The sequence below is a fragment of the Pedobacter flavus genome, assembly GCF_036324285.1.
Classification (GTDB): Bacteria; Bacteroidota; Bacteroidia; order Sphingobacteriales; family Sphingobacteriaceae; genus Pedobacter; species Pedobacter flavus.
In genome coordinates this window covers 335,482-356,075 of sequence record NZ_JAZDQU010000002.1, presented here as the reverse complement: position 1 = coordinate 356,075, position 20,594 = coordinate 335,482, and the positions used below count along the sequence as shown (strand labels likewise).

The 20,594-nt window shown below is 32.7% G+C and carries 20 protein-coding genes; 13 read left to right on the top strand and 7 right to left on the bottom strand.

Annotation, left to right across the window (positions count from 1 at the left end; genetic code table 11):
• Nucleotides 1-166: 166 nt before the first annotated feature.
• From VRU49_RS07585 to VRU49_RS07575, 3 genes are read left to right on the top strand one after another with little or no spacing between them, the layout of a single operon-like run.
• A complete protein-coding gene (locus VRU49_RS07585) occupies nucleotides 167-796 on the top strand; it encodes an ABC transporter ATP-binding protein (RefSeq protein ID WP_330146179.1) in 630 nt (209 codons plus the stop codon).
• Nucleotides 793-1,992: an ABC transporter permease gene (locus VRU49_RS07580; RefSeq protein WP_330146178.1), complete on the top strand. Its 1,200-nt coding sequence runs from the start codon at nucleotides 793-795 to the stop codon at nucleotides 1,990-1,992. The genes VRU49_RS07585 and VRU49_RS07580 overlap by 4 nt, the downstream gene beginning before the upstream one ends.
• 16 nt (nucleotides 1,993-2,008) lie before the next feature.
• Complete coding sequence (locus tag VRU49_RS07575) at nucleotides 2,009-2,455, top strand: hypothetical protein (RefSeq protein WP_330146177.1); 447 nt, start codon at nucleotides 2,009-2,011, stop codon at nucleotides 2,453-2,455.
• Nucleotides 2,456-2,557: 102 nt separating this feature from the next.
• Here the strand turns inward: VRU49_RS07575 and VRU49_RS07570 are convergent, their stop codons facing one another.
• Both VRU49_RS07570 and VRU49_RS07565 read right to left on the bottom strand, forming a co-directional pair.
• Nucleotides 2,558-3,076 carry an FKBP-type peptidyl-prolyl cis-trans isomerase gene (locus VRU49_RS07570; RefSeq protein ID WP_330146176.1) on the bottom strand — a complete coding sequence of 173 codons (519 nt, stop codon included), beginning with the start codon at nucleotides 3,074-3,076 and terminating at the stop codon, nucleotides 2,558-2,560.
• A gap of 11 nt (nucleotides 3,077-3,087) precedes the next feature.
• Nucleotides 3,088-5,091 carry a thioredoxin domain-containing protein gene (locus VRU49_RS07565; protein ID WP_330146175.1) on the bottom strand — a complete coding sequence of 668 codons (2,004 nt, stop codon included), beginning with the start codon at nucleotides 5,089-5,091 and terminating at the stop codon, nucleotides 3,088-3,090.
• Between the two features lie 136 nt (nucleotides 5,092-5,227).
• On the opposite strand from VRU49_RS07565, the gene VRU49_RS07560 reads away from it, so the two are divergent.
• The 5 genes from VRU49_RS07560 (at nucleotide 5,228) to VRU49_RS07540 (ending at nucleotide 9,193) form a co-directional block, all read left to right on the top strand.
• Nucleotides 5,228-6,328, top strand: coding sequence for a mandelate racemase/muconate lactonizing enzyme family protein (locus VRU49_RS07560; protein ID WP_330146174.1), 1,101 nt, complete (start codon nucleotides 5,228-5,230; stop codon nucleotides 6,326-6,328).
• 168 nt (nucleotides 6,329-6,496) lie between these two features.
• Nucleotides 6,497-7,933 carry a hypothetical protein gene (locus tag VRU49_RS07555; protein ID WP_330146173.1) on the top strand — a complete coding sequence of 479 codons (1,437 nt, stop codon included), beginning with the start codon at nucleotides 6,497-6,499 and terminating at the stop codon, nucleotides 7,931-7,933.
• A gap of 11 nt (nucleotides 7,934-7,944) precedes the next feature.
• Nucleotides 7,945-8,442 carry a hypothetical protein gene (locus tag VRU49_RS07550; RefSeq protein ID WP_330146172.1) on the top strand — a complete coding sequence of 166 codons (498 nt, stop codon included), beginning with the start codon at nucleotides 7,945-7,947 and terminating at the stop codon, nucleotides 8,440-8,442.
• A 114-nt stretch (nucleotides 8,443-8,556) separates the two neighbouring features.
• Nucleotides 8,557-8,835, top strand: coding sequence for a type II toxin-antitoxin system RelE/ParE family toxin (locus VRU49_RS07545; protein WP_330146171.1), 279 nt, complete (start codon nucleotides 8,557-8,559; stop codon nucleotides 8,833-8,835).
• Between the two features lie 49 nt (nucleotides 8,836-8,884).
• Nucleotides 8,885-9,193, top strand: coding sequence for a helix-turn-helix domain-containing protein (locus tag VRU49_RS07540; RefSeq protein ID WP_330146170.1), 309 nt, complete (start codon nucleotides 8,885-8,887; stop codon nucleotides 9,191-9,193).
• Nucleotides 9,194-9,686: 493 nt separating this feature from the next.
• Here the strand turns inward: VRU49_RS07540 and VRU49_RS07535 are convergent, their stop codons facing one another.
• The 3 genes from VRU49_RS07535 to VRU49_RS07525 all read right to left on the bottom strand — a co-directional run bounded on the left by VRU49_RS07535 (nucleotide 9,687) and on the right by VRU49_RS07525 (nucleotide 11,455).
• Nucleotides 9,687-10,049: a response regulator transcription factor gene (locus tag VRU49_RS07535; protein WP_330146169.1), complete on the bottom strand. Its 363-nt coding sequence runs from the start codon at nucleotides 10,047-10,049 to the stop codon at nucleotides 9,687-9,689.
• A gap of 68 nt (nucleotides 10,050-10,117) precedes the next feature.
• Entirely contained in the window at nucleotides 10,118-11,035 is a 918-nt protein-coding gene (locus VRU49_RS07530) for a DUF6607 family protein (protein WP_330146168.1), read from the bottom strand.
• Between the two features lie 111 nt (nucleotides 11,036-11,146).
• Nucleotides 11,147-11,455 (bottom strand): hypothetical protein, encoded by a 309-nt coding sequence (locus VRU49_RS07525; protein ID WP_330146167.1) that lies wholly within the window; start codon nucleotides 11,453-11,455, stop codon nucleotides 11,147-11,149.
• A 79-nt stretch (nucleotides 11,456-11,534) separates the two neighbouring features.
• Here VRU49_RS07525 and VRU49_RS07520 point away from each other — a divergent pair, with 79 nt between their 5' ends.
• Nucleotides 11,535-12,746 carry an MFS transporter gene (locus VRU49_RS07520; RefSeq protein ID WP_330146166.1) on the top strand — a complete coding sequence of 404 codons (1,212 nt, stop codon included), beginning with the start codon at nucleotides 11,535-11,537 and terminating at the stop codon, nucleotides 12,744-12,746.
• Between the two features lie 35 nt (nucleotides 12,747-12,781).
• Here the strand turns inward: VRU49_RS07520 and VRU49_RS07515 are convergent, their stop codons facing one another.
• A complete protein-coding gene (locus VRU49_RS07515; RefSeq protein WP_330146165.1) occupies nucleotides 12,782-14,158 on the bottom strand; it encodes a dipeptidase in 1,377 nt (458 codons plus the stop codon).
• A 153-nt stretch (nucleotides 14,159-14,311) separates the two neighbouring features.
• Here VRU49_RS07515 and VRU49_RS07510 point away from each other — a divergent pair, with 153 nt between their 5' ends.
• The 4 genes from VRU49_RS07510 (at nucleotide 14,312) to VRU49_RS07495 (ending at nucleotide 19,067) form a co-directional block, all read left to right on the top strand.
• Nucleotides 14,312-16,606, top strand: a complete 2,295-nt coding sequence (locus VRU49_RS07510; protein WP_330146164.1) for an ATP-dependent helicase — start codon at nucleotides 14,312-14,314, stop codon at nucleotides 16,604-16,606.
• Between the two features lie 102 nt (nucleotides 16,607-16,708).
• Nucleotides 16,709-17,356 carry a DUF4290 domain-containing protein gene (locus VRU49_RS07505; RefSeq protein WP_330146163.1) on the top strand — a complete coding sequence of 216 codons (648 nt, stop codon included), beginning with the start codon at nucleotides 16,709-16,711 and terminating at the stop codon, nucleotides 17,354-17,356.
• Nucleotides 17,357-17,378: 22 nt separating this feature from the next.
• A complete protein-coding gene (gene murA / locus VRU49_RS07500) occupies nucleotides 17,379-18,704 on the top strand; it encodes a UDP-N-acetylglucosamine 1-carboxyvinyltransferase (RefSeq protein ID WP_330146162.1) in 1,326 nt (441 codons plus the stop codon).
• Nucleotides 18,705-18,740: 36 nt separating this feature from the next.
• A complete protein-coding gene (locus tag VRU49_RS07495; protein WP_330146161.1) occupies nucleotides 18,741-19,067 on the top strand; it encodes a DMT family transporter in 327 nt (108 codons plus the stop codon).
• A 56-nt stretch (nucleotides 19,068-19,123) separates the two neighbouring features.
• Here the strand turns inward: VRU49_RS07495 and VRU49_RS07490 are convergent, their stop codons facing one another.
• Entirely contained in the window at nucleotides 19,124-20,485 is a 1,362-nt protein-coding gene (locus VRU49_RS07490) for a pyridoxal-phosphate dependent enzyme (RefSeq protein ID WP_330146160.1), read from the bottom strand.
• Nucleotides 20,486-20,594: the final 109 nt, after the last annotated feature.

Here is a 20,594-nt window from a genome sequence, read left to right as displayed (position 1 = left end):
CGACTATTTTTTTCATCTATTTTAGGGAAGAAGTCGGATTAAAATCACCTGAAATTTTAAGCTTTTATATTTATGACACTTAATAAACACTACCCTTTGGTTGTAGCAATTACTTTACACTTTTTTAATTTGTAAATTGGTGGGTATTGGTAATATTTGTAATTATATGCTACGAGCTAAATCATTAAAACATATATATACAAATGGATTTTCTCTGTCTTTTAAAGATTGGGAAATTGAACAAGGTGATAGTTGGCTACTTTCTGGCGATTCTGGAAGTGGAAAAACTACTTTATTGCATATTCTTACGGGTATTTTGAAGCCTACTGAAGGCGAATTAATTATTAAAGATACACCTGTTTTAAAGTTAAGTTCTAGGGAGCTTGATAAATTTAGAGGTCAAAACATTGGTATAATTTTTCAAAGACCCCATTTAATTAAAAGCTTAAATATTAAAGAAAATCTACAATTAGCACAAAGTTTTGCAGGATTACCTGTTGATAATAAACGTATTGATGCTGTTCTAGATTCTTTAAATATTCTTTCAAAAAAGAATAACTATACTGATGAAATGAGTCAAGGTCAACTGCAAAGGGTTTCTATTGCCCGCGCTGTAATTAATAAACCAGCGTTGCTATTTGCCGATGAACCCACTTCTAGTTTAGATGATAAGAACGCAACTGCCGTTATAGATTTATTAAAAGAACAATCCTCTATAAATGGCTCAACTTTAATTGTAGCTACACACGATAAGCGGGTAAAAGATGTTTTCACTAAAATTTATAACATAATATGACGGCATTATTTATAAGTTGGAAAAGTATAATATCTAAACCCCTATCGTCTGCATTAAGTGTTTTATTAATTGCATTTGGTACTGGAATTTTAACACTTTTACTTTTGGCATCCCACCAAGTAGATGAAAAATTAAATAAAAACTCAAAAGATATAGATTTAGTGGTAGGCGCCAAAGGTAGTCCGCTTCAACTTATTTTAAGTAGTATTTATTATATAGACTTCCCTACTGGTAATATTCCATACAAGGAGGTTTTACCAATTATGAAGAGTCCATTCGTAAAACGTGCAGTTCCATTGGCTTTAGGCGATAACTATAAGGGAATTAGAATTGTAGGTACAGATTCAAATTTTGTTGCGCTTTATGATCTAAAAATTGATCAGGGCAAATTTTGGACTGAGAATTATGAAGCTACAATTGGCTCTGCCGTAGCTAAACAAAATAATTTAAAAATTGGGGATACTTTTGAAGGAGCCCATGGTTTAACTACTGAAAAAGATAAGCACGCAGAAAATCCCTATAAAATTGTTGGTATTTTAAAAGAGTCGGGTAATGTTACCGACAATCTAATATTAACTGATGTAGCAAGTGTTTGGAAAATGCATGGCGACCATGATGAAGAGCATGCAGCTGAAGAATCAGATAATTTAGACGACAAAGAACTTACTTCAGTACTAATTCAGTACCGCTCCCCTATGTCGGTAGTTATGTTTCCGGCCATGGTAAATGCAACAACCAATATGCAATCTGCATCTCCTGCAATGGAAAGTACTCGTTTATTTTCATTGATTGGTGTAGGTGTAGATACCTTACAATGGTTTGCCTATTTGGTAATGGCAATTGCCGTAATCAGTGTTTTTGTAAACTTATACAATTCACTAAAAGAAAGAAGTTATGATTTAGCAATTATGCGAACTTTAGGTGCTTCTAGAGCTAAACTATTTTGGATAGTAATTTTAGAAGGCTTAATTTTAGCAATAATAGGTACTTTTATTGGTTTAGTTTTAGGGCATACTGCGTTAGAATTAATTGGAAGTTACCAAGAGCAATCGCAAGCTAAATTGACAGGAAAATTATTTTTAAACAAAGAATTATATTTAATTTTAGCTGGGTTGGCTATAGGTTTTGTAGCATCGCTTATACCATCTATTCAAGCCTACAGAGCTAATATATCTAAAACATTAAGTAAAAACTAAATCGACACGAATGAATATGAAAAAAATCTTTTATTTACTCCTAGTATTTTTGGGCATCGGGATTACGGCAAATGCACAACACAATCCAGATGATTTAATTAGTTCTGATAACTGGAATATAATTGGGACAGTAGATTTTAGAACTCCAAAAGAAACTGAAATGTATGCCATTTTTGGAAGTGAAATTAAAAAACATGAGAATAAACCTTTTGAACTTGAAGGTTATATTGTTCCAATTAAAGACGGAATGCAACAAACTAAATTTATGTTGGCTACCTTACCTATTAATCAATGTTTTTATTGTGGTAAAGATGGAATTCCAATCATGGTGATGGTAGAAATGGCTAAACCTATTAAATTCACTTACCAAACTGTAAAAATTAAAGGAAATTTAAAATTATTTACAGGAAATTCAATGGATAATCCGCCGATAACTTTAACCAATTCGGTATTAGTAAATTAAGAATAAATTCTAAATACTTGTTTTCATAACTTTAAGCCGTTTTCGAAATTATTTGAAAACGGCTTTTTTATTCATAAAAAAAGGCCTTTCGGCCTTTATATTTTAATGTCCAGCATGACCATCAATGCCATGAGCATGACCATGGTTCAATTCGTCTTGCGTAGCTTCACGTACAGCAATAATTTTTCCTGTAAAATGTAAACTCTGTCCAGCCATAGGGTGATTTAAATCAACCGAAACTGCTGCATCTGAAATTCCAGTTACAACTGCTTGAAAACGATTACCTGTATCATCTTGTAAAGGTAATTTATCGCCAATTTGAGGTAATCCACCTTCTTTAAACATTTCTACTGATAAATCTGCTCTTGCACCTGGATCTTTTTCTCCGTAACCATCCGCAGCACTTAATTCAAAACCATATTCATCGCCAACTTTTAGTCCGCTTAAATATTCTTCAAATTTGGGTAACATCATACCTACACCATATAAAAACACTAAAGGGTTATCCTCTTTTGCCTCTTCTACAAATACCTTGTTTCCTGCATCAACAGAATTTCCTTCATTACCGGTGGTGTGCAACACATACGTTAAAGCAACTACTGTATTGGGTTTAATCGTCATTTTTTAAAAATTTAAGTTATTAATTCTAGTGCTTCATCGAGTGTTTCTACAGGAAGGCTGCACGTTTTATTTTTACAAATATAGATGTTTGATTGGGATCCATCCTTATCTTTTAACAAAGGTAAATTACTATTTGTTCCGGCTATGACAATCTTATTAGGAATATAATACTTATTTATGGCCTTAAAGTTAGTTTTAATGGCTACTCCAGTTAGGGCGATTTCATTTATCCCGACTACCTTATTTAACAATTGAAGCGCCCAATTAGAATAAGATCCATTGTACTTTAATATAGAAGAAACCATAGGTTTTAACATTTCTATAGCTCTATCAGCATAATCATTATTATCTAAAAGTAAACCCAATTTTTCATAATTCTGAGCCATAACTGAGTTTGACGAGGGCATTACGCTATCAATTACTTCAAATTTTCTGGCTATTAAGGCTTTATCTAAATCAGATGTATAGAATAACGCTGGAGATTCATTACTGTTAAAATGTTCGGAAACAAATTTTACTAATTCATCTGCCTCCAACAACCATTTTTCATTAAAATCTACTTGATATAATTGAATAAAAGCTTCAATTAAGAAAGCATAATCATCCAAGAAACCTGGAATACCGCCTTTTTTATTTCTATATAATATTCCAGTCTCCTCTTTTAAAGAGGTTACTAAATAATTAGCGGCATTTTCTGCTAGTTTATAAAACTCAGCATCATCAAAGATGGCCGATGCTTCTGCTAATGCAGTTATTAATAAGGCATTCCAAGAAGTTAAACACTTGTCGTCTAGTCCGGGATAAATTCTTGACTTCCGCCTTTCAAATAATTTTTTCTTTGCATTGCTTAACCTTGATTTAAAATCGGAAGCATCCAAATTATTCTGGTTAATAAATTCTTCTAAAGCTACATTTACTCGTAAAATATTTACATTTTCTTCTTCCCAATTACCAGATTCTGTAACATCGTAATATTTTCCGATTAATACAGCATCTTCTCCTACTACTTCTTCAAATTCAGATTTAGTCCACACATAAAATTTTCCCTCCACCCCTTCGCTATCTGCATCCAATGCCGAATAAAACAACCCTGTTGGCGATAACATTTCACGTTTTAACCAATCCACCGAATCATAAACCACTTCTTTAAATAATGGAAGTTGCGAAAACTGCCAAGCTTGGGCATATACCCTAATTAACTGGGCATTATCGTATAACATTTTCTCGAAATGCGGAACATGCCAATATTCATCAACACTATATCTTGCAAATCCACCACCAATTTGGTCATAAATTCCCCCCAGCGCCATTTTTTCTAAAGTAAATAAGGTCGCAGTAGTTAATGCTTCATCATTTAAATGAAAACCAGCTTGTAATAAAAACTGCCAATTATTTGGTAAAGGGAATTTTGGAGCCCTTGTATAACCACCAAAGTGCATATCTAAATTTCTTTTCCAAACTTCTACTGTAGATTTTATCTGATCTAAATTAAAATCGGCAGCTTCTAATTTTGGTAAAATCAATTCAGCACTTTTTATACCTTCAGTAATTCTATCGGCATAAGCCAAAGCTGTTTTAGGCTCATTTTTGTAAAGATTAGCTACATTTAAAAGAATATTTATCCAATCATTTTTCCTAAAATAAGTACCTCCATAAATTGGTCGCTGATCTGGCAAACAAATACAGTTTAATGGCCAGCCCCCGTTTATGCCCATCAATTGAACCGCCATCATATAAATATGATCTATATCTGGTCGTTCTTCTCGATCTATTTTAATACAAACAAAGTGGGTATTCATAATATCTGCCACTTCATAATCTTCAAAAGATTCGTGCTCCATTACATGGCACCAGTGGCAAGCCGAATAGCCAATACTCACTAAAATTAACTTATTGTCCCTTCTTGCCTCTTCCAAAGCTGCATCTCCCCATTCTTGCCAATTAACCGGATTGTAAGCATGCTGCAATAAATAGGGTGAGGATGAATGAATTAATAAATTGGGTTCTTTGTTCATCTTGTAAAATTAAATTAAAAGTCCCAATAACTTGTTCTATTCTTTATCTTTAGCAAGTCAAGATTTAATATTTATATTATAAATCTCAACATTTTTAATGTTTTTAAAATAAGAATTCTGAATATTAGCTTAAAAAATGAAAATTACTCAAATAGAAATTTACAGATTCAGTATTCCAATGGAGCCTTTTGTTATAGCAACCGGCACGATGGATTATGCGCAAAATACCCTCATAAAAATCACAACCAACAATAATATTATTGGCTATGGAGAATGTTCTGCATTTCCTATGATTGTTGGTGAGACGCAGGACACCTGTTTGGCTATGGCTAAATATTTTGCACCGATGTGGATAGGTAAAAATCCATTAGAAATACCTGAAAGAATGGATGAATTGCACGCTATGGCCGCAGGCAATGGCACGATTAAAAGTGCATTTGATATGGCTTTATTCGATATTGCAGCGAAGAATGCCGAACTCCCATTATACAAATTCCTAGGTGGCACGCAAAAAAGTGTTACTACTGATATGACCATTGGTATTGGCAAAGCCGATGAAATGGCAGAATTAGCTAAAAAATATGTTTCACAAGGATGTACCATTTTAAAAATAAAGCTTGGCAAAGATGTACATGAAGACATTGTTCGTATAGAAAAAATAAGAACTGCAGTTGGTCCTGATATTAAAATCAGATTAGATGCTAATCAAGGTTGGAGTTTCGATGATGCTCTATATGGATTAGGTGAAATGGGTAAATATGATATCGAATTTTGTGAACAACCTATGCGTACTTGGTACGACGATTTACTTCCGGAATTATGTGCTAACTCGCCGATAAAGATTATGGCCGATGAAAGTTGTTATTTACACCATGATGCCAGAAAACTAATAAATGCCCAGGCAACTGATTACATAAATATAAAATTCGCTAAATGTGGAGGCATATTAGAAGCTATAAAAATTTTGGATGTTGCTACTCAACATGGCGTAAAATGTATGATGGGCGGAATGTTGGAAAGTAGATTGGCAGCTTCTGCATTTTTACATTTATCGCTAGCTAGTCCAAACATACACTTTTACGATATGGATACTTGTATGTTGGGCCATTTGGTAGATCCTATTGAAGGCGGATTAACATACTCTGGCTACGATTTAAGTATATCTGAAGCTCCAGGTATTGGCGCTACAGTAAAGGAGGAATTTTTGCAAGTGTGTGAGAAGTGGGTAGTTATGTAAAATTAAAACATATTTTCCACTAAATAATACTTATTTGCAATGACAGATAAAATTTCATGTAAAAAAATTCATTATCAATTATTAAATATAAATATTTGATACTCAACAAAAATATTACATGAAAAATCAGCGTTTTTTTTATTTGCTTGTTTAATTATTCTTACAACTGTGATTAATAGTTGTAAAAAAGAGGGTGTTTTAAATGAAGTTGTTAATTCTTCTCTAAAAGAAAAGAATATTGAACTTTACAATACGCCTAAAATCACAAAAATTTCTCTAAACAATTTTAGAAAAAAGGTTAATCCAGATTTGTTAGGAACATTAAAAGATGCTTTTATAGAAACTAAGTCCATGGAAAAGTTGATGTCTGTTAATATCAATGAAGCTTATACTGGTTTAGAATTACATACAGACAGCATCAAAGTTTTAACTGGGCAAGACTTTACCAGTTATATTTTCGCTGTAAAGTCTAAATACAAGTATTCCACAACCTTTCAAAATCTGACAATAGTAGAAAAGGATGGAAAACTTTCCTCTTTTATCACAACCTATACTCCTACAAAAAAGTGGATCAGAGCTAGTAAGACTAAAAACACTGGTAAATTTGAAGGCAAAATTACATTTACACCCATCAATTTGGATGGCACCACTCCACTACCCAATAGTTACACTCAAAATTCTGCCATAGGAAAATATTTAAGTAGCACATCCCCACTTTTAGATAAAGTAGCCTCAATGCCTGTAGACTGTTCTGTGTATCCTGTATACTATGATGTACCTTACAAATGTTCCTCTGGAATGCATTGGCCTTGGGAAGATGGGTGTGCTTTATTCGGACCAGATGCCGCAGGATATGGAACCGCTTTTTCGTATGTCACGGTTTGCGATGGTAGCCCGGGAGGAGGCGGACCAACTTCTCCAACAACTCCACCAGATTATGAACCTTGCCCTTCTGAACCTGACCCTATTAATTTTAACGGTGCATTTAGAGAAAGGTTTGCGAGTATACCTGCCCCTTGTGATTTAAATGACGATGATTTTGATGAGTGGGATATAAGAAACAAGGTAGAAGACCCATGTTTGAAGGGTATGGTGAATGATATATTATTAGGGAGTGTTGAAAATGATATATCTTTGTTAGTAAAAAGTGTTTATGGTCAAAACGGGAATGTTAACTTAGAAATATTTGATTCAGCAAATCTTAGTAATATGGACGATGCGACAACAAGCATTACACTTCCACCAAGTTTGGATGCAAAAATAACATTAAATAAAACGGTGCTCTCGAATGCTTCAAAGGAATATATTGCAGCTACCATTTTACATGAAGCTCTTCATGCATATACTAGATCATATGATTTTGGCTCTTCCCACCAAAACCATGAACTTTTAGCTTCAAAATACGTATCTACTATGACAGACATTTTAGTAGCAACTTTCGGAATTGACCGTAATACTGCTTTGTCGTTATCTTGGGTGGGCCTAGCTTCAACCTCTACATTCAGTAATCCCCCAGCATCAATTCAAGTACCAGCTAATCATGCAACAATAGCCTTTAACCATAGAAATAATGCATTAACTAACGTTGGTACTGGATGCAATTAAATAATAGATATATGAGAAAAATATCAAGACTTATAAAATTTACATTTTGTATAGCTTTTGCTTTGTTTGGATATGTAAACTCACAAGCTCAGAACCATTCTGAAGAACTTGAAACTTTGAGAAAAGCAATACTTGGAAATCTTGTCCAATTTGCACAAAATACCGAGAGAAATAATTATTCTATTATTACTTTGATGAAAGTTGAGTTAAATAAAAGAGGAGCAATTTCAAATATCACTTACTCCGATAATTTAGATGCTTCAGACAAAATTGCCTTTCAATCAGAAATGGAAAAACTTGATAAAAAACTTCTACAGAACTTTTTAAATAAAAAAAAGATTAGATCAATCGAAGTACTAATCCCCATAGTAGTTTACGTATTAAAGAAAGACAAATCAGAAGTTTACAGAATTAATTTTCAAGATTTTGGTAAATTCAATAATACCAGTTTCACTGGCAAAGCATACTGGATGGAGCCAATAATTTTGGAGGTGGTTATAGATCACTAACAGGGCAGATATTGCTACGGAAGAAGCACAAACAGAAATCTATCGAAAACCTTTATATTTTCTACCAAAAAAGTTGTATTATTATACAACATCTATAACGTACATTTGTTGTAGATGGAAACAAAGAAAATTAGGACTGTATATCTATACAAAAATTACTTTGCAGACTTCTTCAATAAGCAGCGGCCCAAGGTCAAAGAGAAAATTATTTGGACTTTAAAGTTAATAGAAGACTTACCTAGAATACCAAGGCAATTCTTAAAACTTATAGAAGGGACAGCAGTAATATATGAAATTAGGATACAGTTAGGAAAAGATATATTTAGAATATTCTGCTTTTTTGACCAAGATAATTTAGTTGTATTAGCAAACGGTTTCCAAAAGAAAACATAGAGAACACCATTAACTGAAATCATTAAAGCAACAACAATAAAACACGCATATGAAAACTCCATCGCCTAAGCAACTTACTTCTTTAGACACATATATTGATGCGGAATATGGGGCAAAAGGCACAAAAAGACGAAATCAATTCGAGGAAGATTACAAAGCTTTCAAATTAGGCATTTTGATCAAGCAAAAGCGCATGGAAAAGGGCATGACTCAAGAAGAATTGGCTCAAAAAATTGGCGCCAACAAGGGCTACATTTCTAGAATAGAAAACAACACAAAAGATATACGCTTCTCCACGCTTCAAAAAATTGTGGAAGTAGGGCTAGAAGGTCAATTGGAATTATTTATCAAAATATAAAAACTTTGAATTACAAGGCAATCGACAGAAGTAAACATTGTTATTGTACCAACAAATACTTATCCTAACTGTGCAATTCCATTAAAACTTTTGCAAAATCCTTATTAAAATTACTGGAAACATAGTTGCCCATATTTAAAAGTACATCTCGCTTAGTGAAGAACTAAATCAGGAGTTGACTACCCAAATAACTTTCAACACATTCAAGAAAGGTGAAATAGTACACTATGCGCATAAAATTTGTGTACATAGCTACGATTTAAGCATATCTGAAGCACCAGGTATTGGCGCTACAGTGAAGGAGGATTTTTTGCAAGTGTGTGAGAAGTGGGTTATTAATTAACTTAAAACCATCTAAAAACAATATGAATAATTAAACGGCGACGAATAATAATTAAATATAATCGGGCTATTATGCCCGATTATTCTATATTTTATTTCCCTGAATTACCTAATATTTTAGACATAAACAGAAGTACATAAATTACTCCCTTTAATTATTCAAAATCTTATTAATCCTCGTTAATACAAAATCCACATCGAAAGGTTTACTAATATAATCGTCGGCAAACACCTCTTCACTCTTTTCTTTATTTACAGAACTGGCCGACATAAGAATAACTGGAATATGTTTTGTAAATAAATCGGTTTTTAAATCTTCACAGATATCTGCGCCATTACCATCCGGAAGCATAACATCCAAAATGAATAAATCTGGCAATCCGTCCTTTATTTTTTCTTTTAACTCGGCGAAAGAAGCAGACAACTGCAATTCAAAGCCTTCATCTTTTAATAAATAATTGATGATATAACTTATATCCTTATCATCTTCTAAAATATGAATACGTTTTGGCATAGTTTATTATTGGTTTTTCTTAATAAACACTTTCGAGGAATTAATGTTTAGAGAAATAAAAAATTGAATTACTTTTCTTTTAGATAAGTATGAATAATAGTAAAAACCTCTTTATTTATTCTTTCTTCACCCCATTTATTATCTATAGAGGTTTGGGCCAAAGGAAATAAATGATCGTATAGCGCCTTGCTATTTATAGTATTTTGAAATTGTATCACCTCATTTTGCTCATATATTTTCTCCCATATATTTCTTACAACTTTCCAAAAAGGCGCTTGTTCTTTCCACCATACTTTTGCTACATCAAATATCTTTTCATCAATTTTATTAAATTCTTCTAATCCCTTTTCTCGAACTAATAAAATATCTTTACCATTATCTCTTATAATTTTCTGGTTATCTTGCTCAAACATCCAGCCTGTTTCTGTACTGTATAATCTATTTAGACGCTTTAAAACATTATAATCATTTCTCTTCGAATGTTCTCTTCTTGGCAATGGAGAATCTGTTTCACTTTCCCATCTGCTTTTTCCATCCACATGCGTCCAAGTACCTCTTCCCTCATAACGTGGACTATCATCTACTTGATATACTTTTTGAACCCAAGTACCTTTTACTTCATCATTTGATGCTTTAGTTTTAATCCATTTGTTATCCTTTTCATATTTTAATAAAGTTGGCGCTTCATAAATCCAATCCTCACGCCAATGCTTCATCACCATATTCTTACCCAAAACCAAAATATGTTGCATAACAATTTTGGTTGGTGTATCTTCTAGTATCAAAACCCATTCGCTACCATGACTTTCATATCTAGGTTTAAATTCATAAGTATTGTTCGAAGCGAAAGTTTCAACATAATTAAAACTTACTTCATAAAAACCCGACATAGATTTTATGGCTTTCCTGTCTTTTTCAATATTGGATTGCGAAAATACGGTTGTGGAAATGAATAGAGCGAATATTAAATTTAATATATTTTTCATTATTTTTATTTAGATTAATTATAAACAAAGAAATATAAAATAATTCAGTAATTCAATAATATTCCATAAAATTTTACAGTATTTATTAGTAACTAATAGAAAAACAACAACTTACATCAATGAAAATGTTAACCAGCCAAATAGTATTGAGGCAATAAAGAAGCCGATTTTTGAGCAAACTTTATAATTTAATTTGCTGGATTTATAAAATAAAAAGATTGAACATCCTAAAACAATCAATTCTAAAAACGTGATTACTCTTGGGTTTTGAAGAAAATCTGGAAATCTCTGGAGATATTCTATTACCGATGTTTCATGACTTCCTGCTTTTGTAGCAATTAAAATCCACGTAACTACATCATATAGGATTAAAATTAAGAGAAAACTTGCCACCCAAAATATCCAATTTCTGCTCAACATAATTTTACTTTAACTAAATATAAAGCAATATTTTAAAAGGTTAAAAAAATCTATAAAAACTTATAATTTTGAGTCACCTATGATTACCTCCATTTTCAAAATATATAAATCAGCATTTAGTGGTCTCGATAGAAACTCTTGGTTATTAAGTTTAGTACTTTTTATCAACAGAGCTGGTTATATGGTATTACCTTTTATGGGTTTATACATTACTCAAAGTTTACATCGTTCTACTTCAGATGCTGGATTAATAATATCACTTTTTGGAATCGGATCAATGTTAGGCGCCACTGCTGGAGGTAAATTCACAGATATGATTGGTTTTAAAACCGTTCAAATTATTTCTTCTGTTTGCACGGGTGTTTTTTTTATTCTTTTCGCCGAAATAAAAGATTTTCAAATTCTTTGTATTTTATCCTTAGTTATTAGCTTTTTTTCTGAAGCCTTTAAACCTGCCAATTATTCGGCAATTGCTGCTTATTCTAAACCTCAAAATTTAACCAGATCTTATTCTTTAAATAGATTGGCAACCAATTTAGGTTGGGCATTTGGGGTAAGTTTAGGAGGAATTGTGGCTTCCTATAATTATAAATTACTTTTTTATATAGATGGGATAGTAAATATTGTGATCGGAATTATAATTTTTTTATTGCTTCCTAATGTGTTAATCAAAAAAGCAGCGAACGATAATTTAGATAAAAAAGTAAAAATTATTCCTCCCTATAAGGATATTGTATTTTTAAAATTCATTGTTCTAACCATAATTTTTGCCATTTGCTTCTTTTTAATGTTTAGAGTTGTACCCATATTTTTTAAGGAAGAATGGAATATAGATGAATTTCAGATTGGGATTATTTTAGGTGTTAACGGGGTTTTAATTGCTCTTTTCGAAATGGTGCTTTTATATTATTTAGAAAACAAAAGAAAACCGGTTTTTTACATTATTGCAGGCACTTTTTGTGTCGGCGTTTCATTTGTCTTTTTAATATTACCCCCTACTATGCCTATTGTTTTGGCTTTGGCATGTATTGCATGTTTTTCTATTGGCGAAATGTTAGCGCTACCATTTATAAACAATTTTGTTTATACCCGAAGTAACGATTATAACCGCGGACAATACGCTGGTGGATATACCTTAAGTTGGTCTATAGCATCTGTTGTTGGTCCAGCTGCAGGATTTTATTTAGCAGAAACTGCAGGTTATAATGTTTTATGGATATTTCTAGGAGTATGTGTTTTATTGGTTTCTCTTGGATACTACTTAATGGGCAAACATTTTGTTAAAGTGTAAAAAAAATCCCGATTGAAATCAATCGGGATTCTTTTTTAACCATTTGCATTTAATTCTGCAAAGTATTTATGAAACAATGGAAGGGTTTCTATTCCTTTATAATAATTATATAAATCATACTTTTCATTTGGCGAATGTAGAGCATCACTATCTAAACCAAAGCCAAATAAAACAGTTTTAAGACCTAAAACCTCTTCAAATAAAGCTACAATTGGAATACTACCACCACCACGAGTTGGTATAGCTTTCTTGCCAAAACTATCCATGATGGCCATTTCTGCAGCTTTATAAGCCTTACTATCTGTAGGCGTTACGGCTGGCTCACCTCCATGGTGTGGCGTAACTTTTACTTTAACATTTTTAGGGGCTATACTTTCAAAATGTTTAGCGAAAATTTCAGCAATTTCTTCAGAACTTTGATTTGGAACCAATCTCATCGAAATTTTAGCATTTGCTTTTGAAGGCAATACGGTTTTCGCACCTTCTCCAATATATCCACCCCAGATTCCGTTAACTTCTAAAGTAGGTCTTGTTCCGGTTCTTTCTAAAGTACTATAACCTTTCTCACCCCAAACTTCATCAATTTCTAAATCTTTTTTATACTCATCCAAATCAAATGGTGCAGCATTTAAAGCTTCCTTCTCAGCATCAGAAAGCTCTACCACTTTATCATAAAATGCTGGTATGGTGATGTGGTTATTTTCATCATGTAAAGAAGCAATCATTTTACATAAAATGGTGATTGGGTTGGCTACAGCACCACCATAAACACCAGAATGTAAATCTCTATTTGGTCCAACCACTTCTACTTCCATATAAGCTAATCCTCTTAAACCAACTTCAATAGAAGGATGTTCCATACTAATCATGGATGTATCAGAGATTAATACGACATCAGCTTTAAGTCTTTCTTGATTAGCTTTAACGAAAATACCCAAATTTGAAGATCCAACTTCCTCTTCTCCTTCAATCATGAACTTCACGTTACAAGCTAAAGTATTGGTTTTCATCATCAGCTCAAAAGCTTTAACATGCATATAAACCTGTCCTTTATCGTCACATGCTCCGCGTGCATAAATCTTTCCATCACGTAAAGTAGGTTCAAATGGAGGTGTTTCCCACAACTCCAATGGATCTGGAGGTTGAACATCATAATGACCGTAAATTAAAACGGTTGGTAATGATGGATCTACTATTTTCTCACCGTAAACAATAGGATAACCAGCCGTTGCACAAATTTCTACATTATCTGCACCAGCATCTTTTAGTTTTTGAGCTATATAATCTGCTGTTTTGATTACTTCTTCTTTATATTTTGGATCGGCACTTACCGATTGAAAACGCAATAATTCGAATAACTCGTTTAAAAAACGGTCTTTATTGGCCTCCACATAAGATTTTATTTCTTTCATACTTAATGGTTATTGAACTCATACAAATATAGAATTTGAAGTTTAGTTTTTAACCTAAAAAATGTGGTTTATTTATCATCTTACTATTTAAAAAAACTATAATTTCTCTTCTATAAAATCAGTAAATTTGAGGTTTAGAAGAAAGTAGAAGTTTTGAATTATTTAGAAGGATTAAACCCACAGCAAAGAGCAGCAGTAGAAACTACTGAAGGTCCAGTTATGATAGTAGCAGGCGCTGGTTCTGGAAAAACAAGGGTAATTACATATAGAGTTGCACATTTAATTAAAAAAGGTATTGATCCTTTCAATATTTTAGTACTAACCTTTACCAATAAGGCGGCTAAAGATATGCGTGAACGTATTACTCAAGTAATAGGTCCAGAAGCTAAAAATCTTTGGATGGGTACTTTTCACTCTGTTTTTGCGAAAATTTTAAGAGTGGAAGCCGAAAAAATAGGTTATCCGCCAAATTTTACGATCTATGATACGGATGACAGTAAAAGTTTAATTCGCTCTATTTTAAAAGAAATGCAGTTAGACGATAAATTGTACAATGCAAATTTCGTTTATAACAGAATTTCATCTTCAAAAAACAACCTGGTTTCTTGGTCAGAATACATGAACAGTGCCGAAATCCAGGCAGAAGACAATTCAAATAATCGTCCTTTAATGGGTTTAATATATGAAACCTATACAAAGCGCTGTTTTAAAGCTGGTGCAATGGATTTTGATGATTTACTATTTAAAACCAATGTGTTACTAAAAGATCATCCAGATGTTCTAAATAAATATCAACACAAGTTTAAATATTTAATGGTAGATGAGTATCAGGATACCAATTTTTCACAATATACCATCGTTAGAAAGCTAGCCGCAGCCAACAGAAATATCTGTGTAGTGGGCGATGATGCACAAAGTATTTATGGATTTAGGGGTGCTAATATTCAAAATATTCTAAACTTCGAAAGAGATTATCCTGAGTTAAATGTATTTAAGCTAGAACAAAATTATAGATCTACCCAAAACATAGTTGAAGTAGCAAATAGCATTATTGCCAATAATAAAAATCAACTTAAGAAGAATGTATTTTCAGACAACGAAGAGGGCGATCGTATTAAAATAAATAGAGCTTTTTCGGACAATGAAGAAGGAAAATTGGTTGCCGAGTCTATCGCTCAGGAGCATAGTTTAAAAGGATTGAATTATAGTGATTTTGCCATCCTTTACAGAACAAATGCGCAAAGTAGATCTATGGAAGAAGGGCTTAGAAAATTAAATATCCCTTATAGAATTTACGGCGGACTATCCTTCTATCAGCGAAAAGAAATTAAAGATCTGATCGCTTATTTCAGAATTACATTTAATCCGAGTGACGAAGAGGCTATTAAACGTGTAATTAATTATCCTAAAAGAGGAATTGGCGATACTTCTGTTGATAAATTAATTGTTGCTGCCGACAAACATGATAAAACACTTTGGGAAATAATTAACGACCCTACTAAATATATTGAAGGTAGAATAGCTGCGCCGATTCAAGATTTTGCAACGCTGATTAGAAGTTTTATGGCAGAAGCAAAAAAGCTAGATGCTTATGAAACTGCACTTTATATTGCCCAACATACTGGAATTTTAAAAGAATTACATAGTGACGATAGCGTTGAAGGCAGAAGCAGATTTGAAAATATACAGGAATTATTAAACGGTATAAAAGAATTTGGTGAAAGAGAAGATATTGAGGATAGAAGCTTAGCTGTTTATATGCAAGATATAGCGCTTTTAACGAATGATGATAAAGAAAATAAGGATAAAAATACCGTTTCTTTAATGACTATTCACTCCTCTAAAGGGCTTGAATTTAAAAACGTTTACATTGTAGGTTTAGAAGAGAATTTATTTCCTTCTCAAATGTCCTTAAATTCTAGAACAGACTTGGAGGAAGAACGAAGGCTATTCTATGTTGCTATTACAAGAGCAGAAAAAAAATTAGTAATTACTTATGCTACTTCCAGATATAGATGGGGAAGTTTAACCAGCTGTGAACCAAGTAGATTCATTAATGAACTTAATCCTAGGTATTTAGAAATTGAAACACTTTCAAATAAACAAAGTGTGGTAAATTCTAGTTTTGATGATGAGCGAAGAAGTTGGTCGCAACAAAAAGATTTCTTTAGTAAACCAAAGCCTGCAGCTAGTCAAACAACCACCCCATTGGTTCGACCAAAAACTACTTCAATACTACCTAAAGCCCATGTGCCTAGCGCAAATTTTAGTCCAGCAGCACCTAATGAATTACAAGTAGGTATGGAAGTTGAACATGAGAAATTTGGTTTTGGAAAAATAATTAGTTTGGAAGGGAATTTACCGGATGTTAAAGCCACAGTTTTTTTCCAAGGACTAGGAAATAAAATGCTATTGTTGAAATTTGCTAAACTTATGATTGTTAAATAATCATTAAGATTTTAGCTTTTTATAAATATTCTGTACTTTTATATGTCGTGATTAATTTATACTAGCAATTTTCACTAGTTCTCTATCACCTAAAATACTTACATGAGTTTTGATTATAACACAACCCGAAGCGATTTAATCTTATCGGAATATGGCCGTAACGTACAAAATATGGTCAAATACATTATTGATCTTCCTACAAAAGAAGAACGCAATAAGTATGCGCAAGCAGTAATTGATTTAATGGGTTTTTTAAACCCACATTTACGAGATGTAGCAGATTTTAAGCATAAATTATGGGATCATCTCCACATTATATCTGATTTTAAAATAGATGTGGATAGTCCATATCCTAAACCATTACCTGAAGCCGAGCGCCCAAAACCAGTACATATAGGTTATCCTCAACAAAAAATCAGGTATAAACATTATGGTAAAACAGTTGAAGCTTTAATAGAAAAAGCAAAATCTGAAGAAGATCCTGAGCGTAAAGCAGATATGGTTCAGTCTATAGCAAACTTTATGAAAATGGCATACGTTCAATGGAATAAAGATAATGTTGCCGACGAAACCATTATAAAAAACCTTAGTGAATTATCTGGTGGAGCACTTCAATTGGATGAGAACATCAATTTAAATAAAGTTGAATTCCGTCCTCAAAATGCTCGTCAGAAAAATAATCACGGGAAAAATCGCCAAAATAATGGTGGTAAAAACAGACATCAAAACAGTAAACAAAAGCGTTATTAATATTTAAAATTTCATCGAAATAATGAAGGCATTCGAAATAGTTGGTGGTAAAAAATTAAAAGGTGAAATTACCCCTCAGGGAGCTAAAAATGAAGCTCTACAAATTTTATCTGCGGTACTTTTAACTTCAGAAAAAATAACGATTAGCAATATTCCTGACATAAAGGATGTAAATAAACTAATCGAATTATTGGGCGATCTAGGTGTTTCAGTTGAACGCTTAAATAAAGATACTTATACTTTCGAAGCCAAAAACATAAATCTAGACTTCTTCCAATCCGAGACTTTCAAATCTAAAGGTGGAGGTTTGCGCGGATCAATAATGATTGTTGGCCCTCTTTTGGCAAGATTTGGGAAAGCAGCTATTCCTAAACCAGGAGGTGATAAAATTGGAAGAAGAAGATTAGATACCCATTTCATTGGATTTGAAAAATTAGGGGCAAAATTTGTCTATGATTCTAAAAATGAATTTTTTAATGTAGATGCAACAGATTTAAAAGGTGCATACATTCTTTTAGATGAAGCTTCTGTAACTGGTACAGCCAATATTGTTATGGCAGCTGTACTAGCAAAAGGAACAACTACAATTTACAACGCTGCCTGCGAGCCTTATTTACAGCAATTATGCAAAATGTTAAATAGAATGGGTGCAGATATTCAAGGTATTGGATCTAATTTATTAACCATTAATGGTGTTAAAAAATTAGGCGGTACCGAACATAGAATGCTTCCAGACATGATTGAAATTGGCTCTTTCATTGGTCTTGCTGCAATGACCGAATCAGAAATTACCATCAAAAACGTTTGCTATGATGAATTAGGGGTAATTCCTGAGGTGTTTAAAAAATTAGGTATTAAATTAGAAAGAAGAGGTGACGATATTTTCATCCCATCTCAAAAGCATTATATAATTGATACTTTTATCGATGGTTCTATTCTTACCATTGCTGATGCGCCTTGGCCTGGATTTACACCAGATTTATTAAGTATTGTATTAGTAGTAGCAACTCAAGCGCGTGGATCGGTTTTAATTCACCAAAAAATGTTCGAAAGCCGACTGTTTTTTGTTGATAAACTGATAGATATGGGTGCGCAGATTATTCTTTGTGATCCGCATAGAGCAACCGTAAATGGTATTGATAAAAAATACAAATTAAGAGGAATTAGCATGACTTCGCCTGATATTAGAGCTGGTGTATCATTATTAATCGCCGCTTTAAGTGCTGAAGGTAAATCAACTATATTTAATATTGAGCAAATAGAAAGAGGTTATCAGGATATAGATACTAGATTAAGAGCTCTTGGCGCTGATATTAAACGAGTAGATGCTAATGCTCCTTCTCATTAATAATTAATCTATTAAAAAGTTAATTATTAACCCAATATGAATTGGATTTTACTCATTATCGCTGGTTTATTCGAAGTTATTTTTGCTTCATGCCTAGGGAAGGCAAAAGAATCTACCGGTACCACTGCAATATGGTGGTATGGCGGTTTTTTACTATCCTTAACTATAAGTATGAGCTTATTGGTTAAAGTTAGTCAATCGCTTCCTATTGGGACAGCTTATGCCGTTTGGACAGGAATTGGCGCTGTTGGTACCGTTCTTGTTGGAATTTTTGTTTTTAAAGATCCAGCAACTTTTTGGCGAATATTTTTCATAACTACTTTAATAGGTTCTATAATCGGACTTAAAGTAGTTTCTAACTAAAATAAAAAACCCATCAAAAATTTGATGGGTTTTTTATTTTAATCAATTGCCTAAATTTAGGCAGAGATAGCATTTATAATATCATATTGAGTAATAATTTCAATTTTACCTTCTGCTGTTTCTACTAATACTGCTGAATTTTCTTTATTAATTAAACTTGAAATTTTATCAATTGAAGTATTTAAATCTACAAATGGAAAAGGATTGCTCATCACATCACCCACTTTTGCCGAACGCACTCCAGGGTTCTCTAATAAAGCACTAAGAATATCAGATTCTGCAACTTTCCCAACTACCATTCCTTGTTGAGTTACTGGAATTTGAGAAATATTCATCATTTTCATGGTATTAATAGCTTCTAAAACAGATTTATCAATATCCAATGTAACGATCTCAGAAGCTTCCTTTTTATTAATAATAGATGATGCAGTTAGTTTTTCATCTTTTAAAAACCCTCTTTCTCTTAACCAATCTTCGTTGTACATTTTACCCATATACCTCGATCCATGATCATGGAAAATTACAACTACAACATCTTCAGGTTTTAATTTATCTTTTAACTGAATTAAACCTGCTAAAGCAGAACCAGCAGAGTTACCAGCAAAAATTGCTTCTTTTCTAGCAATTTCACGGGTCATTAATGCTGCGTCTTGGTCCGTTACCTTTTCAAATAAATCAATAACATCGAAATCAACATTTGCTGGTAAAAAATCTTCTCCAATTCCTTCAGTTATATATGGATATATCTCATTTTTATCGAAAATACCCGTTTCTTTATATTTTTTGAATACCGAACCATATGTATCAATTCCCCAAACCTGAATATTTGGATTCTTTTCTTTTAAATATCTGCCAGTACCAGAAATTGTACCTCCTGTACCCACGCCTACTACCAAATGGGTGATTTTTCCTTCTGTTTGCTCCCAAATTTCAGGACCTGTTTGCTCATAATGCGCAGCAGAGTTGGATAAATTATCGTATTGATTCGGTTTCCAAGAATTTGGAACCTCTTTTTCTAATCTAGAAGACACAGAATAATATGAACGAGGATCTTCAGGCTCAACATTTGTTGGACATACAATTACCTCAGCCCCAAATGCACGTAAAGCATCAACCTTTTCTTTTGATTGTTTATCGGTGGTCGTAAAAATACATTTATATCCTTTTACAACTGCTGCCATCGCCAATCCCATCCCTGTATTTCCTGAAGTTCCTTCAATGATTGTTCCTCCGGGTAAAAGCTTTCCAGATTTCTCTGCATCTTCTATCATTTTAATTGCCATTCTATCTTTAATAGAATTTCCGGGATTTGTAGATTCAATTTTCGCTAAAATTGTACCTGGAATATTCTTGGTAATTGTATTTAATTTTACCAACGGCGTATTGCCTACAGTTTCTAATATATTATTGTACCACATGTTACAAATTTAAGATTTCCAAATCATATATTTCCTATTTCAATCGCTTCAGAATATTATATGGCATATTTATGAATTAAAAAATAAGAATTTCATATAAGTCCACTTC

Excerpts from the sequence above, each read along its gene's own strand:
- VRU49_RS07585 (WP_330146179.1), top strand. The coding sequence starts at position 167 with ATGCTACGAGCTAAATCATTAAAACATATATATACAAATGGATTTTCT.
- VRU49_RS07580 (WP_330146178.1), top strand. The coding sequence starts at position 793 with ATGACGGCATTATTTATAAGTTGGAAAAGTATAATATCTAAACCCCTA.
- VRU49_RS07575 (WP_330146177.1), top strand. The coding sequence starts at position 2,009 with ATGAAAAAAATCTTTTATTTACTCCTAGTATTTTTGGGCATCGGGATT.
- VRU49_RS07570 (WP_330146176.1), bottom strand. The coding sequence starts at position 3,076 with ATGACGATTAAACCCAATACAGTAGTTGCTTTAACGTATGTGTTGCAC.
- VRU49_RS07565 (WP_330146175.1), bottom strand. The coding sequence starts at position 5,091 with ATGAACAAAGAACCCAATTTATTAATTCATTCATCCTCACCCTATTTA.
- VRU49_RS07560 (WP_330146174.1), top strand. The coding sequence starts at position 5,228 with ATGAAAATTACTCAAATAGAAATTTACAGATTCAGTATTCCAATGGAG.
- VRU49_RS07550 (WP_330146172.1), top strand. The coding sequence starts at position 7,945 with ATGAGAAAAATATCAAGACTTATAAAATTTACATTTTGTATAGCTTTT.
- VRU49_RS07545 (WP_330146171.1), top strand. The coding sequence starts at position 8,557 with ATGGAAACAAAGAAAATTAGGACTGTATATCTATACAAAAATTACTTT.
- VRU49_RS07540 (WP_330146170.1), top strand. The coding sequence starts at position 8,885 with ATGAAAACTCCATCGCCTAAGCAACTTACTTCTTTAGACACATATATT.
- VRU49_RS07535 (WP_330146169.1), bottom strand. The coding sequence starts at position 10,049 with ATGCCAAAACGTATTCATATTTTAGAAGATGATAAGGATATAAGTTAT.
- VRU49_RS07530 (WP_330146168.1), bottom strand. The coding sequence starts at position 11,035 with ATGAAAAATATATTAAATTTAATATTCGCTCTATTCATTTCCACAACC.
- VRU49_RS07525 (WP_330146167.1), bottom strand. The coding sequence starts at position 11,455 with ATGTTGAGCAGAAATTGGATATTTTGGGTGGCAAGTTTTCTCTTAATT.
- VRU49_RS07520 (WP_330146166.1), top strand. The coding sequence starts at position 11,535 with ATGATTACCTCCATTTTCAAAATATATAAATCAGCATTTAGTGGTCTC.
- VRU49_RS07515 (WP_330146165.1), bottom strand. The coding sequence starts at position 14,158 with ATGAAAGAAATAAAATCTTATGTGGAGGCCAATAAAGACCGTTTTTTA.
- VRU49_RS07505 (WP_330146163.1), top strand. The coding sequence starts at position 16,709 with ATGAGTTTTGATTATAACACAACCCGAAGCGATTTAATCTTATCGGAA.
- murA (WP_330146162.1), top strand. The coding sequence starts at position 17,379 with ATGAAGGCATTCGAAATAGTTGGTGGTAAAAAATTAAAAGGTGAAATT.
- VRU49_RS07495 (WP_330146161.1), top strand. The coding sequence starts at position 18,741 with ATGAATTGGATTTTACTCATTATCGCTGGTTTATTCGAAGTTATTTTT.
- VRU49_RS07490 (WP_330146160.1), bottom strand. The coding sequence starts at position 20,485 with ATGTGGTACAATAATATATTAGAAACTGTAGGCAATACGCCGTTGGTA.